The following is a 13,387-nucleotide window of genomic DNA, read 5'->3' as shown; positions in this document are numbered from 1 at the left end:
TATGTGGTCGCGCGGCAGGCAGGGGGCTCCGAAGCGACCGCACAGTCGAACGAGGTGTCGAGGGTGAGAGTCAGGGCTCTGGGCCGCGTCGCAGCGGCGGCTGCCGCTACATGCCTCGCGCTGGGGGGTGGCGCAGGGAGTGCTTCGGCTGACCGGGAACGCGACGCCCAGTGGCCATTGATCAAGTACAACGCGCCCCAGGACGTATGGCCCATCACCAAGGGCGGTGGTGTGACCATCGGGCTGATCGACACCGGAGTCCTGGCTGCGCATCAGGACCTCACCGGTCAGATCCTCCCCGGTGCAGACTTCTCCGGTGGGTCCACGGACGGTCGAACCGATGAGATCGGCCACGGTACCGCGATGGCCAGCCTGATTGTGGGGCACGGCCATGGTCCGGGGAGGCTGGACGGTGTCATGGGCCTTGCCCCGGAGGCCAAGATCCTTCCGGTGAAGCTCCGTCTTGCTGCCGACAAACTGGACTTCCCCCCGGGGGAGACGCGGGTGGCTGACGCGATCCGCTATGCGGTGGACCACGGTGCCAAGGTCATCAACATGTCGATCGGCGGAGCTCAGGCACACGTGTCCGAGGTCCGGTCGGCGGTCAGGTACGCGGTGGACCACGATGTCGTGCTTGTGGCAGCAACCGGCAACATCGGAGTGGACAGGGTGGGCTACCCTGCCGCCTTCCCCGGAGTCATCGCGGTCGGTGCCGTCGACGTGGATGGCAAGGTCTGGGAGAAGTCGGACACGGGCCCGGAGATCACTCTCGTCGCCCCGGGGGTGCAGATCCGGGACGCGAGCAATGCCGACCCGTCCGCATACAGCACCGGAAGCGGCACCTCCGATGCCACGGCGTATGTCTCCGCCATCGCCGCGCTCGTACGGTCCAGGTACCCCGACCTCTCCGCTGGGCAGGTGGTCAATCGGCTGATCAGGTCGGCGGTGGCGCCGCCTGATGGGAGCCGGGTGCCCAATGACCGGTATGGGTATGGGATCGCGAGTCCCCGGCGGGCGCTGACGATGGAGATCCCGGCCGGGCCGAAGGAGAACCCGTTGCTGGGGAGGGCCGAGGCGCAGGCGCCGGCCACGGTGGCGGCGGTGCCGGGGGGTGGGGACTCGGCGGCGGGGGAGGCGGCGGGCTCGGCGGGTGGCGGCGGGGTGCCGGTGTGGGTGGTGGTGCTCGGGGCCGGGGTCGTCGTGGCGGTGGTGCTGGTGGTCGTGGTGGTGGTGAGGAGGCGGCGCGGCGGCGGGTACCCGCCGTATCAGCAGAGCAACCCGTACCAGCAGTAGGCGGTCGGCGCCGCGCCTCACGTCGGGTTCCCCTGAACGAGTGAGGGCAAGGGGGCTGCGTTCGTGGGCTGTTCGGGTGAGGGTAGGCGGACTTTAGTGCGGCGGTGTCCTGAATCGGCGACGGGTCTGTAACAGGGGCCGGGTTGCGGGTAGCCGTCGGCGGCGGCCGGGGATCGTGGGGCCATGAGCTACCAGATCCCCTTCTCGACGCCCTCCCTCGACCAGCTCGCCCAGGCGCAGCACAACGTGGTGACGGCAAGTCAGCTGCGGGCCCGTGGGGTGCCGGCCCGTACCGTCACCGAGCACTGCCGCCACGGCGGGCCGTGGCAGCGGATCCTGCCCCGGGTCTTCCTGCTCCAGCCCGGCACACCGACGCCCGAGCAGCGGCTGTGGGCGGCGCTGCTCTATGCGGCGCAGAACGGCCTGGTGGGGCGGCGCGGCGCACCCGCGCTCACCGGGGCGGCGGCCCTGGCGCTGTACGGCTTCGCCTCGGTGCCCCGGCTGCCGGCGGTGTCCGGGGTGGATGTGCTGGTGCCGGCGCAGCGGCGGTTGCGGGACGCGGGTGAGGTGCGCATCGTGCGTACCGACCGCTCGCTGGAGTCCCGGCTGGTGCGCGGTCTGGCGTGTGCGCCGATGGCGCGGGCGGTGGCGGACGCGCTGGCCGCACCGACCGGGCCGGGGGCCGCCCGGGAGCTGCTGCGGGAGGCGGTGGTGGACCGGGGCTGCCCGGTGCGTGAGCTGGTGGGGGAGTTGCGCGCGGCGGGCCTGCTGGAGGTGGCGCCGGTGCGGGCTGCGCTGGACGAGGTGCTGACCGCCGCCCGGGAGGGCGCCCGGCAGCGGTTGGCGGATCTGCTGGACACCTGGCTGCTGCCGGCGCCCGAGTTCGGGCCGGAGCTGCGGATGCGGGGTGGCACATTTGTGGCGCTGCCGGACGCCTTCTGGCCGGAGCAGGCGGTCGCGCTGGAGCTGGATTCTGATGCCCGGTGTGTGAGCGAGGGGGAGTCGGCGTGGGTGCGCGGCTGCCAGCACCGGATGGAGTACCTGGGGGTGCGGGTGGTGTACCTGGCGTCGGAGCGGCTGGAGGCCGAGCCGGAGGCGGTGGAGCGCGAGGTGCGGGAGGCTCTGGCGGCGGGCGGGGTCGACCCGGTACCGCTGATGGTGCTGCCTGGGTGACGACCGGTCATGACGGCGGCCCATGATGGCGGGACTGATCGAGTGGACCCCCACCAGAGTCCGTTAATCACATGAATCAGCGGGTTAGCGTCCACGGTTATGGACGACATCGCTCCACCGGCCCTCCGCCTCGGAAGGCCGGGCATCTCCCGGCGGCGCTTCCTCGCCGGACTGGCCACCACCGCCGCCGCCGTGGCCGGTGCCACCGGGATCGCCCTGCCGAGGGGCTCCGCAGCCGCCGCGACCCGGCTCCCGCTACCCGAACTGCTGGTGCCGACCCTGCGCGACGGCGTCCTGGTCTTCCCGCTGCGGGCCGCGTTCGGCACCCATGAGGTGCTGCCGGGGGTGACCGGCCGCAGCGCCGGGTTCAACGGCTCCTACCTCGGGCCGACCATCCGGGTGAGCGACGGGCAGCGCGTCCGGTTCGAGGTCGCCAACGGCCTGGACGAGGACCTGGCGGTGCACTGGCACGGCGCCCATGTGCCGCCCGAGGACGACGGCGGTGTGCACTCGGCCATCGCCCCAGGACAGTCCTGGAACCCGGAGTTCACCGTCAAGCAGCAGGCCGCCACGCTCTGGTACCACCCGCACACCATGGGCAGGACCGCCCGGCAGATCTCCTGGGGCCTCGCCGGGATGCTGATCGTCGACGACGCCGCGTCGGCGTCGGCGTCCGCGTCCTCCGGCCTGCCGGGCGAGTACGGCATCGACGACATCCCGGTGATCGTGCAGAGCGTGGCCGTGGACCGGCGCGGCGCCATCAAGTACGACTCCGACGGCTTCGCCGCCCGCGATGTGTCCTTCCCCCTGCTGGTCAACGGCGTCGCCGTGGACCGCGACCCGCCGACCTTCACCGCCACCAGGGGCCGGGTGCGGCTGCTCAACGCCTCGCTCTCGGAGGTCCTCGCGGTCCGCCGTACCGACCGCCGCCCCCTGGTGCAGGTGGCCACCGAGTCGGCCCTGCTCCCCAGCCCCACGGAGGTCGACGCGGTGCGGCTGCCGGCGGGCTGCCGGGCCGAGGTGGTGGCCGATGTCGCGACCGACGGGATCACCCTGGAGGCGGCCGTACGGACCACGGTGGGCCGCAACCGGGACAGCCGGCAGCCCCTTCTGCGGGTGCTGCCGGGCCCGGAGCGCGCCAAGCTGCGCCCGCTGCCGTCCTGGCTGAACACCATCTCCCGCTATGACGTCTCGGGGCTCCGGCCGCGCGTCATCACCCTCACCGAGCGGGGCGGTCTGCTGGGGATCGACGGCGTCTCGGGCACCACCATGAGCGCGATGGACCGCAATGTCATCGAGGTGCGCAAGGACGAGCTGGAGCTGTGGGAGGTGGTCAACCGGTCGCCACGGGACCACTCCTTCCATGTCCACGACGTGCCGTTCCAGCTGGTCTCGGTGAACGGCGTGGCGCCCCGGGGCGTCGACCTCGGCTGGCGCGACACCGTGGAGGTCCGCCGAGGGGCCACCGTGCGGATCGCGATGCGGTTCACCGACTACGCCTCGGACACCTACCTCTACATGCTGCACTGCCATATGGCCGAGCACGAGGATCTGGGGATGATGACGTCCCTGAAGGTCAGACCGGCCTGACCTTCAGGTGGCGAGCACCACCGGCGTGCCGGTGAGGGCGATCCCGGCGGCGTACATCTGCTCCAGGGCGCGCTCGGTGGTCTCCTTGGCGACGCCCGCCGTCAGGTCCAGCAGCACCCGGGTGCGGAACCCCTCCCGGGCGGCGTCCAGGGCGGTGGCCCGTACGCAGTGGTCGGTGGCGATGCCGACCACGTCCACCTCCCCGACCGACCGGGAACGGAGCCAGACGGCCAGCGACACGCCGTTCTCGTCCACCCCCTCGAAGCCGCTGTACGCGGCCGCGTGGGCGCCCTTGTCGAAGACGGCCTCCACCGCGCCCGAGATCACCGCAGGGGCGAAGTTGGGGTGGAAGCCCACCCCCTCGGTGCCTGCCACGCAGTGGGCGGGCCAGCTGTGCACATAGTCGGGGTGGTCGGAGAAGTGGTCGCCCGGGTCGAGGTGGCTGTCACGGGTGGCGACGACATGGGCGTAGCCCGCCGCGCTCACCGCGACCAGGTCGGTGATGGCTGCGGCCACCTCGGCACCGCCGGCGACGGCGAGGCTGCCGCCCTCGCAGAAGTCGTTCTGCACATCGACGACGATCAGTGCCCGGTGCATGGGGTCCTCGCTTACGAAGCTGGGTCGAAGGGTCGGCGGATGGTCCTGGTGGGATCGGGATGAGGTAGAGCGTAGGCAGCCCGGACCGCCGACGGGAGGGGTGTGCACCTGCCATCTCCACGCCCCGCAGCCCCCGCAGGCCCCGGCCCCTTCACCCTCCCTGCCCCTTCACCCTCCCGCGTGCCCCGACCGGGACACCAGCTCGGTGGGCAGCACCGGCTCGCCCCGGGAGAGCTGGGTCGCCGACAGCGGCAACTGCGCGCGTACGGCGGCGTGCCGCGCCCGGGCGACCGCCAGCGGCTCCCGCCCCACCACCTCCCCGCCGCGCACCAGCGGCACCTGGACCACCCGGTCGGCCAGGTCGTGCGGGACCGGCCCGGTACCGACCACCTCGGCCTCGGCGATGCCGTCCGCGTCCAGCCGCCGCGCCGCCCACTTGCGGCCGCCCCGGCTGGTCTTGGCGCCCGCCGACCGCTTGGCGACCGGCAGCAGCGGGGCGTCGGGCTCGTCCGAGGAGGCGCGGGCGACCAGCTTGTAGACCATGGAGCAGGTCGGGTGCCCGCTGCCGGTGACCAGCGAGGTGCCCACCCCGTAGGCGTCCACCGGAGCGGCGGCGAGTGCGGCGATGGCGTACTCGTCCAGGTCGGAGGTGACCAGGATGCGGGTCTCCTTGGCGCCCAGCTCGTCCAGCTGGCGGCGCACCCGGTGGGCGAGCATCAGCAGGTCGCCGGAGTCGATGCGGACGGCGCCGAGCGACGGCCCGGCCACGTCGACGGCGGTACGCACCGCCTCGGCCAGGTCGTAGGTGTCCACCAGCAGGGTCGTGCCCCGGCCCATGGAGACCACCTGGGCGGTGAAGGCGTCCCGCTCGGTGTCGTGCAGCAGGGTGAAGGCGTGGGCGCTGGTGCCGCCGGTGGGGATGCCGTACCGGAAGCCCGCCTCCAGGTCGGAGGTGGAGGCGAAGCCCGCGATATGGGCGGCCCGGGCGGCGGCCGGGGCCGCGTACTCATGGGTGCGGCGCGCGCCCATCTCGATGCAGGGGCGCTCCCCGGCGGCGGCGGTCATCCGGGAGGCCGCGGCGGCCACCGCCGAGTCGTGGTTGAGGATGGAGAGCACCACCGTCTCCAGGACCACCGCCTCGGCGAAGCTGCCCTCCACGGTGAGGATCGGCGAGCCCGGGAAGTACACCTGGCCCTCGGGGTAGCCGCTGATGTCGCCGCCGAACCGGTAGTCGGCCAGCCAGCCGAGCGTGGCGTCGTCGACCACGCCCTGGTCGGAGAGCCAGTCCAGCCGGGCCCCGTCGAAGCGGAAGGACTCGATGGCGTCCAGCACCCGGCCGGTGCCGCCGACCACGCCGTAGCGTCGGCCCTCGGGCAGGCGCCGGGTGAAGACCTCGAAGACCGAGCGGCGGTGCGCGGCGCCGCTGCGCAGCGCGGCCTGCACCATGGTGAGCTCATAGCGGTCGGTGAGCAGCGCTGTGGAGGGCGCGCTGGAGGCGCGCTCGGCGCCGGATGCGTCCGTGACGTCCATATGAGGGATGCTACCCCCTTAGCGTCAGTTTGACGATTTCCAGCGAGGGTGAGCCGGATCGCATCGCCGCCGCCCGGATGGCAGCATGGACCCTGTGGGGACGCGCCCGACGTGGGTGCGGCATGCGATGGAGTGAAGGGGACGCATCCAGTGAGCGTCGCGCCGGCCGAGATCGAGCGCACCGAATCGGAGTCCGCCTCCGAGGCCGTCCCGAACCCCGACACCCCCTGGGTGACGATCGTGCACAACGACCCCGTCAACCTGATGAGCTATGTGGTGTACGTCTTCCAGTCCTACTTCGGCTACCCCAAGGACAAGGCGCGGAAGCTGATGCTGGACGTGCACCACAAGGGCCGGGCGGTGGTCTCCAGCGGCACCCGCGAGGAGATGGAGCGGGACGTGCAGGCGATGCACGGCTACGGCCTCTGGGCCACGCTCAGCCAGGACCGGTAAGACCGCTAGGACGCGGCAGCAGAAGATACGAAGGGCGCCCTGAGACCCTGATGGCAGGACTGTTCGAGACGGCTCCCGGCGGCGGCGCGGCGATCGCGCTGGACGAGGTGGAGACCTCCATCCTCCGCAGCTTCGCGGTGCAGATGCTGGAGCTGATCGGCCCTGGACCGGCCGGCCCGGCGGAGGGCGGCGAGGCCGATCCGCTGGCCGCGCTCTTTGCCGAGGGCCCCTCCGCCCCGCCGGACGACCCGGCGCTGGCCAGGCTCTTCCCCGACGCCTACGGCGAGCCGGGCAAGGCGCCCGACGACGAGCAGCGGAGCGCCTCCGCCGAGTTCCGCCGCTTCACCGAGGTGGACCTGCGGGCCCGCAAGCGCGACGACGCGCTCGCCGTGGTGCGCTCGCTGGACGAGCTCTCCGCCGCGGGCGGCGGGGGCGGGGTGCTGCGGCTGGACGCCGAGCAGTGCCGCCGCTGGCTGGGCGCCCTCAACGACCTGCGGCTCACCCTGGGGGCCCGGCTGGAGGTCACCGACGACGGCGAGGACGAGCGGCTGTACCGGCTGCCCGACGACGACCCCGCCAAGCCGCTGGTCATGGCGTACCTCTGGCTGGGTGCGATGCAGGAGTCGCTGATCGAGGCCGTCACCGCCTGACTCGGGCTGTCCGCATCCTGGGATGCGCGGCGGCCGGAACCGGTGCCCAAAGGGATGAATCATCCCTGGGCACGCTCAAATTCCGATCAGATCGATACCGGTATCCGGGCACCCGGTGGTACGACTGCACGATCACACCCGGGGCCAGAACCCCCGCCCCGGGCTGCGGACGAAAGGTCGCATCACCTCATGTCAGGAAAGAACCTCGACGAGGGATACGCACGTGGGCTCGGCAGCCGGCAGATCCAGATGATCGCCATCGGCGGTGCCATCGGCACCGGGCTCTTCCTCGGCGCGGGCACCGCGATCCACCAGGCAGGCCCCAGCCTGGTGATCTCCTACGCGGTGGCCGGCGCGGTGGTCTTCTGCATCATGCGCGCCCTCGGCGAACTGCTCACCTACCGCCCGGTCTCCGGCAGCTTCGCGGAGTACGCCCGCGAGTTCCTGGGCCCCTTCGCCGGGTTCGTCACCGGCTGGACCTACTGGCTGATGTGGGTCGTCACCGGCATGGCCGAGGTGACCGCCGCCGCCGTCTACATCCACTACTGGGCGCCGTCGGTGCCCCAGTGGGCCAGCGCGCTGCTCTTCCTGGTGGTGCTCTACGCCGCCAACCTGATCTCGGTGAAGCTCTTCGGTGAGATCGAGTTCTGGTTCTCGCTGATCAAGGTCACCGCCATCATCGGCATGATCCTGATCGGCGTGGGCGTCCTCACCCTGGGCTTCAGCAAGGCCGGGGACACCGCCTCGGTCACCCATCTCTGGGCGGACGGCGGGCTCTTCCCCAAGGGCGTCGGCTCCACCCTGATGACCCTCCAGATCGTGATGTTCGCCTACCTCGGCGTGGAACTGGTCGGCGTCACCGCCGGGGAGAGCGAGAACCCGGAGAAGACCCTCCCCAGGGCCATCAACACCCTGCCGCTGCGGATCGGCATCTTCTACATCGGCGCGCTGCTGGTGATCCTCTCCCTGGTGGCCTGGGGCGAGTTCCAGCCCGGCGTCTCCCCGTTCGTCGCCGCCTTCAGCAGGATCGGCATCCCGGCGGCAGGCGGCATCGTCAACTTCGTGGTGCTCACCGCCGCCCTGTCGTCCTGCAACTCCGGCATGTACTCCACCGGCCGCATGCTGCGCGACCTCGCCCTCAGAGGCCAGGCGCCCTCCACCGTCACCCGGCTCAACGGCCGCCGCACCCCCGCCGCCGCCATCACCGCCTCCGCGCTGCTGATGGGCGTCGGCGTGCTGCTCAACTACACCGCCCCGGCCAAGGCGTTCCTGTACATCACCTCGGTCGCCACCGTGGCCGGGATCTGGACCTGGGCGATGATCCTGGTCTGCCAGCTCCGCTACCGGACCGCCTACCTCGCCGGGCGGCTGCCCGCACCCGGCTTCAGAGCCCCCGGCGCACCGTGGACCAGCTGGTTCGCGCTCGCCTTCCTGGGCTTGGTCACCGTACTGATCGCCTGTGACGCCGACGCCCGGATCTCGCTCTATGTCTTCCCCGGCTGGGCGCTGCTGCTGGTCGCCGGGTACGCCGTGCTGAGGCGCCGCAACCCGGACGCGGTCGCCGCCCACAGCGGTCGGCAGACCAAGGCGCTCGGCCAGGTCTGAGCCGTACCGCGGCCGCATATCCTGAGCCGCATGCTGACCATCACCCGAGAGCTGCACGACGCGATCGTGGCCCATGCTCGGGCCGACCACCCCGACGAGGCATGCGGGGTCGTCGCCGGGCCGGCCGGGAGCGGACGCCCCGAGCGGTTCGTCCCCATGCTGAACGCGGCCCGCTCGCCCACCTTCTACGAGTTCGACTCCGCCGACCTGCTGAAGCTCTACCGGGAGATGGACGACCGGGACGAGGAACCCGTGGTCATCTACCACTCCCACACCGCCACCGAGGCCCACCCCTCGCGCACCGACGTCTCGCTCGCCTCCGAGCCGGGCGCCCACTACGTCCTGGTCTCCACGGCGGAGTGCGGCAATGGCGAGGGGCCCTTCCAGTTCCGCTCGTTCCGCATCGTGGACGGCGTGGTCACGGAGGAAGACGTCCAGGTGGTCGAGGTCTACCAGGACTGACCCCACGGGCGGCGGCACCACCACCAGGCGGCACCACGGGCGGCCCCCGACAGGCCTCCGTGGTGCCGCCGTACCGGGATGTGAGACGCGGTCATCCGTCCACTGGGACGGGCATCCCGTGGAGCGGGCGGGAATCGATACGATGACCGCATGCGTTCCGTCGATGTGAGCACCAAGGCCCCGGGCGTCCGCCTCGTGGCGCGGCTGCACATCGACCTGTGCCGCCTCGCCGACGGGGTCTGTCGCCGCGTCCGCGGCTGACCACCCGGCCCTCGCCGGCACGTCACCGACCGGGCCCCCGCGAGCCACCGGGGCCGACCCCGTTCCCACCCTTCCTGCCCGCGCCCACCGGCGCCCACCCACTCCTCAGGAGCGCAGCCATGGCCATCGAGGTCCGCATCCCGACGATCCTCCGCACCTACACCGACGGGCAGAAGGCCGTCGAGGGCAGTGGGCCGACCTTGGACGCCCTCTTCGCCGACCTTGACTCCCGCCACCCGGGCCTCCGCGAGCGCCTGGTCGACGGCGGCGAGCTGCGCCGGTTCGTCAATGTCTACCTCAACGACGAGGATGTCCGCTTCCTGGACGGCATCTCCACCGGCATCGCCGACGGCGACAGCGTCACCATCCTCCCGGCGGTGGCAGGCGGCGCGCGCTGATGCGCTACGACTCCCCGATCGAGGCCGTCGGCAACACCCCGCTGGTGGGGCTGCCGAGGATCTCCGCCGCCATCCCCGGCAACGAGTCCGGGGATGTGCGGCTCTGGGCCAAGCTGGAGGACCGCAACCCCACCGGCTCCATCAAGGACCGCCCCGCCCTCCATATGATCGAGCGGGCCGAGGCCGACGGCCGGCTCACCCCCGGCTGCACCATCCTGGAGCCCACCAGTGGCAACACCGGCATCTCGCTCGCCATGGCGGCCAAGCTCAAGGGCTACCGCATGGTCTGCGTGATGCCGGAGAACACCAGCGCCGAGCGCCGCGAACTGCTCACCATGTGGGGCGCCGAGATCATCCCCTCCCCGGCGGCCGGCGGCTCCAACACCGCCGTCCGGGTCGCCAAGGAGATCGCCGCCGAGCACCCCGACTGGGTGATGCTCTACCAGTACGGCAACCCCGACAACGCCGGCGCGCACTACGCCACCACCGGCCCCGAGATCCTTGCCGACCTGCCCACCGTCACCCACTTCGTGGCCGGACTTGGCACCACCGGCACCCTGATGGGCGTGGGCCGCTATCTGCGGGAGAAGGTGCCCGGTGTGCAGATCGTCGCCGCCGAGCCCCGCTACGACGACCTGGTCTACGGACTGCGCAACCTCGACGAGGGCTTTGTGCCGGAGCTCTACGACGCCGAGGTCCTGACCACCCGGTTCAGCGTCGGCTCGCAGGACGCGGTGGTGCGCACCCGTGAACTGCTGCGCCAGGAGGGCATCTTCGCCGGTATCTCCTCCGGGGCGATCCTGCACGCCGCCATCGGCGTCGGCCGCAAGGCCGCCCGCGCCGGGGAGCGCGCCGACATCGTCTTCGTGGTCGCCGACGGCGGCTGGAAGTACCTCTCCACCGGCATCTACACCGCCGAGACCACCGAGGACGCGGTGGAAGCCCTCCAGGGCCAGCTCTGGGCGTAGTGCGGACGGGGGTACCGGGCGACGGGCGGCGGTCCCGGCGGCGACCCGCCGCCGGGGCCGCCGCACGTCCGGACCCCGTAGGCGGCCCGGCCGACCCGCTGCCGCCGGGCGCCCGGGAGTGGAGCCGCCGAGGACCGGGCAGGCGGAGGGGATGACCCGCGCGCCCCCCATGTCCGCTCGTCCTGGTGATTCCGGACACAACGCGGCACGGGGGCAGGGGCATAGTGCCGCCCCGCCCGTACTCTCGACCTCGACTCGCGATAGCAGCATGACCGGTCGGCCCGCCCGGCCGGTACGAGCCGGTGCGGAGGGGCGCGGCATGGACCTGACCGTGGTGGGGTGCTCGGGGAGCTTCCCGTCACCCGACTCCCCCTGCTCGTGCTACCTGGTGGAGGCCGACGGCTTCCGTGTCGTGATCGACCTCGGCAATGGAGCGCTGGGCGCCCTCCAGAAGTACTGCGGCCTCTACGACGTGGACGCGGTGCTGCTCAGCCATCTGCACGCCGACCACTGCATCGACATGTGCGCCTACTGGGTGGCCCGCAACTACCGGGTCGGCGGCTGCCCCGACCCGCTGCCGGTGTACGGGCCGCAGGGCACTGCGGAGCGGCTGGCCCGCGCCTACGACATGGACGAGCAGCCGGGCATGAAGGAGGTCTTCGACTTCCGCACCCTCACCCCGGGCTCCTTTGAGCTAGGCCCCTTCCGGATCACCGCCGCACCGGTCGCGCACCCGGTGGAGGCGTATGGCTTCCGGCTGGTCCACGGCGGCCGTTCGCTGGTGTACTCCGGCGACACCGGCCGCTGCCCGGAGTTGACCGATCTCGCGCGCGGCGCCGACCTCTTCCTCTGCGAGGCGTCCTTCACGGACGGCAAGGAGGAGATCCCCGACCTGCACCTCAACGGCCGGGAGGCCGGCGAGTGCGCCGCCGACGCCGGTGTCGGGCGCCTGGTGCTCACCCATATCCCGCCGTGGACCGACACCGAGCGGAATGTCTCCGACGCCCGCGCGGCCTTCGGCGGCCCGGTGGAGGCGGCCCGGGCGGGCGCGGTCTACCGGGTCTGACCGGGTCCGCGGCGCCCTCCGCGTCACGCCTGGGTGGTGTCCTCGACCTCCTCCTCGGGCTCCCGGCCCGGCGTCGGAAGGTCGAATCTGGTGATCGCGAAGCGGAAGACCACGTAGTAGACCACGGCGAAGACCAACCCGATGGGGATGATCAGCCAGGGTCTGCTGGCGTAGTGCCAGTTGAGCACATAGTCGATGGCCCCGGCGGAGAAGGTGAAGCCGTGGTGCACGCCCAGCAGCCAGGTCACCGCCAGCGAGAGCGCGGTCAGCACGGCATGGATGCCGTACAGCACCGGGGCGATGAAGAGGAAGGCGAACTCGATCGGCTCGGTGATGCCGGTCATGAACGAGGTGAGCGCCAGCGAGAACATCATGCCGGTGACCGCAGCGCGGCGCTCCGGGCGGGCGCAGTGCGCGATGGCGAGCGCGGCGGCGGGCAGGCCGAACATCATGATCGGGAAGAAGCCGCCCATGAACTGCCCGGCGGTCGGGTCGCCCGCGAAGAAGCGGTTCTGGTCGCCGTGGATGCCGTGGTACGTGCCGACCTGCTGCCAGAAGAAGGTGTTGACGAACTGGTGCATGCCGAACGGCAGCAGCACCCGGTTGACCAGGCCGAAGACTCCGGCACCGGAGGCGCCCAGGCCGATCACCCAGCCGCTGGCGCGGTCCAGCCCGGAGCCGATCGGGCCCCACAGCAGGCCGAAGAGCACCCCCAGCAGGGTGCCGGCGAAGGCCATCACGATCGGCACCAGCCGGCGGCCGTTGAAGAACCCCAGCCACTCCACCAGCTTCCTGCGGTGGTAGCGCTGCCAGAGCACCGCGCTCAGCAGCCCCACCACGATGCCGCCCAGCACCCCTGGGTCCTGCGGCTTGCCCTGGCCGTCGGGGAAAACCGTGAGGACGTTGTGGTAGACCAGGTAGCCGACCAGCGAGGCCAGCGCGGTGGAGCCGTCGGCCTTCCTGGCGAACCCGATGGCGATGCCCACGCAGAAGAGCAGCGGCAGATTGTCGAAGATCGCCCCGCCTGCGGTCTCGAAGACGTCGGCGACCTTGACCCAGTGCAGGCCCTGGACGCCGAAGACGTCGTCCTTGCCGAGCCGGAGCAGGATGCCCGCGGCGGGCAGTACCGCGATGGGCAGTTGGAGACTGCGGCCGATCTTCTGCAACCCCTGGAACATGGGCGCTTCCTCACGGGTAAATGGTCTACACCAATGTAGGTCCAGCCCCGGTTCTAGCACGGCCTCGCGCACCCCAGGAACCCCCGGTAAACACGCAGGCCGGAAGCGCTGCCAAATCGATACCCTGCTGCATAAATGACGTCGATCCGCTCACGTTTGGCTC

At 71.6% G+C, this 13,387-nt stretch carries 13 protein-coding genes; 10 read left to right on the top strand and 3 right to left on the bottom strand.

Annotated features, from left to right (window positions below; genetic code table 11):
* The first annotated feature begins 3 nt into the window (after nt 1-3).
* From C7M71_RS10150 to C7M71_RS10135, 3 genes are all read left to right on the top strand, one after another.
* Nucleotides 4-1,293: a S8 family serine peptidase gene (locus tag C7M71_RS10150; protein ID WP_162824204.1), complete on the top strand. Its 1,290-nt coding sequence runs from the start codon at nt 4-6 to the stop codon at nt 1,291-1,293.
* 183 nt (nt 1,294-1,476) lie between these two features.
* Complete coding sequence (locus tag C7M71_RS30585) at nt 1,477-2,466, top strand: hypothetical protein (RefSeq protein ID WP_162824203.1); 990 nt, start codon at nt 1,477-1,479, stop codon at nt 2,464-2,466.
* A gap of 99 nt (nt 2,467-2,565) precedes the next feature.
* Nucleotides 2,566-4,056: a multicopper oxidase family protein gene (locus C7M71_RS10135; RefSeq protein WP_111493089.1), complete on the top strand. Its 1,491-nt coding sequence runs from the start codon at nt 2,566-2,568 to the stop codon at nt 4,054-4,056.
* Nucleotides 4,057-4,059: 3 nt separating this feature from the next.
* Here C7M71_RS10135 and C7M71_RS10130 read toward each other — a convergent pair whose 3' ends face one another.
* Together C7M71_RS10130 and C7M71_RS10125 are read right to left on the bottom strand one after the other, a co-directional pair.
* Nucleotides 4,060-4,653, bottom strand: a complete 594-nt coding sequence (locus C7M71_RS10130) for an isochorismatase family protein (RefSeq protein ID WP_111493090.1) — start codon at nt 4,651-4,653, stop codon at nt 4,060-4,062.
* A 168-nt stretch (nt 4,654-4,821) separates the two neighbouring features.
* Nucleotides 4,822-6,183: a nicotinate phosphoribosyltransferase gene (locus tag C7M71_RS10125; RefSeq protein WP_111493091.1), complete on the bottom strand. Its 1,362-nt coding sequence runs from the start codon at nt 6,181-6,183 to the stop codon at nt 4,822-4,824.
* Nucleotides 6,184-6,333: 150 nt separating this feature from the next.
* On the opposite strand from C7M71_RS10125, the gene clpS reads away from it, so the two are divergent.
* From clpS to C7M71_RS10090, 7 genes are all read left to right on the top strand, one after another.
* Nucleotides 6,334-6,636: an ATP-dependent Clp protease adapter ClpS gene (gene clpS / locus C7M71_RS10120; RefSeq protein WP_111493092.1), complete on the top strand. Its 303-nt coding sequence runs from the start codon at nt 6,334-6,336 to the stop codon at nt 6,634-6,636.
* A gap of 50 nt (nt 6,637-6,686) precedes the next feature.
* Nucleotides 6,687-7,286 carry a DUF2017 domain-containing protein gene (locus C7M71_RS10115; protein WP_111493093.1) on the top strand — a complete coding sequence of 200 codons (600 nt, stop codon included), beginning with the start codon at nt 6,687-6,689 and terminating at the stop codon, nt 7,284-7,286.
* Nucleotides 7,287-7,475: 189 nt separating this feature from the next.
* Nucleotides 7,476-8,891: an amino acid permease gene (locus C7M71_RS10110; RefSeq protein ID WP_111493094.1), complete on the top strand. Its 1,416-nt coding sequence runs from the start codon at nt 7,476-7,478 to the stop codon at nt 8,889-8,891.
* Between the two features lie 30 nt (nt 8,892-8,921).
* On the top strand, nt 8,922-9,353 hold the full coding sequence (locus C7M71_RS10105; protein ID WP_111493095.1) for a Mov34/MPN/PAD-1 family protein: 432 nt from the start codon (nt 8,922-8,924) through the stop codon (nt 9,351-9,353).
* Between the two features lie 380 nt (nt 9,354-9,733).
* Nucleotides 9,734-10,012, top strand: a complete 279-nt coding sequence (locus tag C7M71_RS10100) for a MoaD/ThiS family protein (RefSeq protein WP_111493096.1) — start codon at nt 9,734-9,736, stop codon at nt 10,010-10,012.
* Nucleotides 10,012-10,980, top strand: coding sequence for a PLP-dependent cysteine synthase family protein (locus tag C7M71_RS10095; protein WP_111493097.1), 969 nt, complete (start codon nt 10,012-10,014; stop codon nt 10,978-10,980). Before C7M71_RS10100 ends, C7M71_RS10095 begins: the two co-directional genes overlap by 1 nt.
* Before the next feature lie 319 nt (nt 10,981-11,299).
* Nucleotides 11,300-12,046 (top strand): MBL fold metallo-hydrolase, encoded by a 747-nt coding sequence (locus C7M71_RS10090; RefSeq protein ID WP_111492534.1) that lies wholly within the window; start codon nt 11,300-11,302, stop codon nt 12,044-12,046.
* Nucleotides 12,047-12,069: 23 nt separating this feature from the next.
* Here the strand turns inward: C7M71_RS10090 and C7M71_RS10085 are convergent, their stop codons facing one another.
* The gene (locus C7M71_RS10085; RefSeq protein WP_111492533.1) at nt 12,070-13,224 is read right to left on the bottom strand and encodes a PTS transporter subunit EIIC; all 1,155 of its coding nucleotides are present in this window, start codon (nt 13,222-13,224) and stop codon (nt 12,070-12,072) included.
* Nucleotides 13,225-13,387: the final 163 nt, after the last annotated feature.

This window comes from Peterkaempfera bronchialis (genome assembly GCF_003258605.2).
Classification (GTDB): domain Bacteria; phylum Actinomycetota; class Actinomycetes; order Streptomycetales; family Streptomycetaceae; genus Peterkaempfera; species Peterkaempfera bronchialis.
The sequence above is the reverse complement of the archived record's forward strand: the minus strand, read 5'-3'. Positions and strand labels throughout refer to the sequence as shown.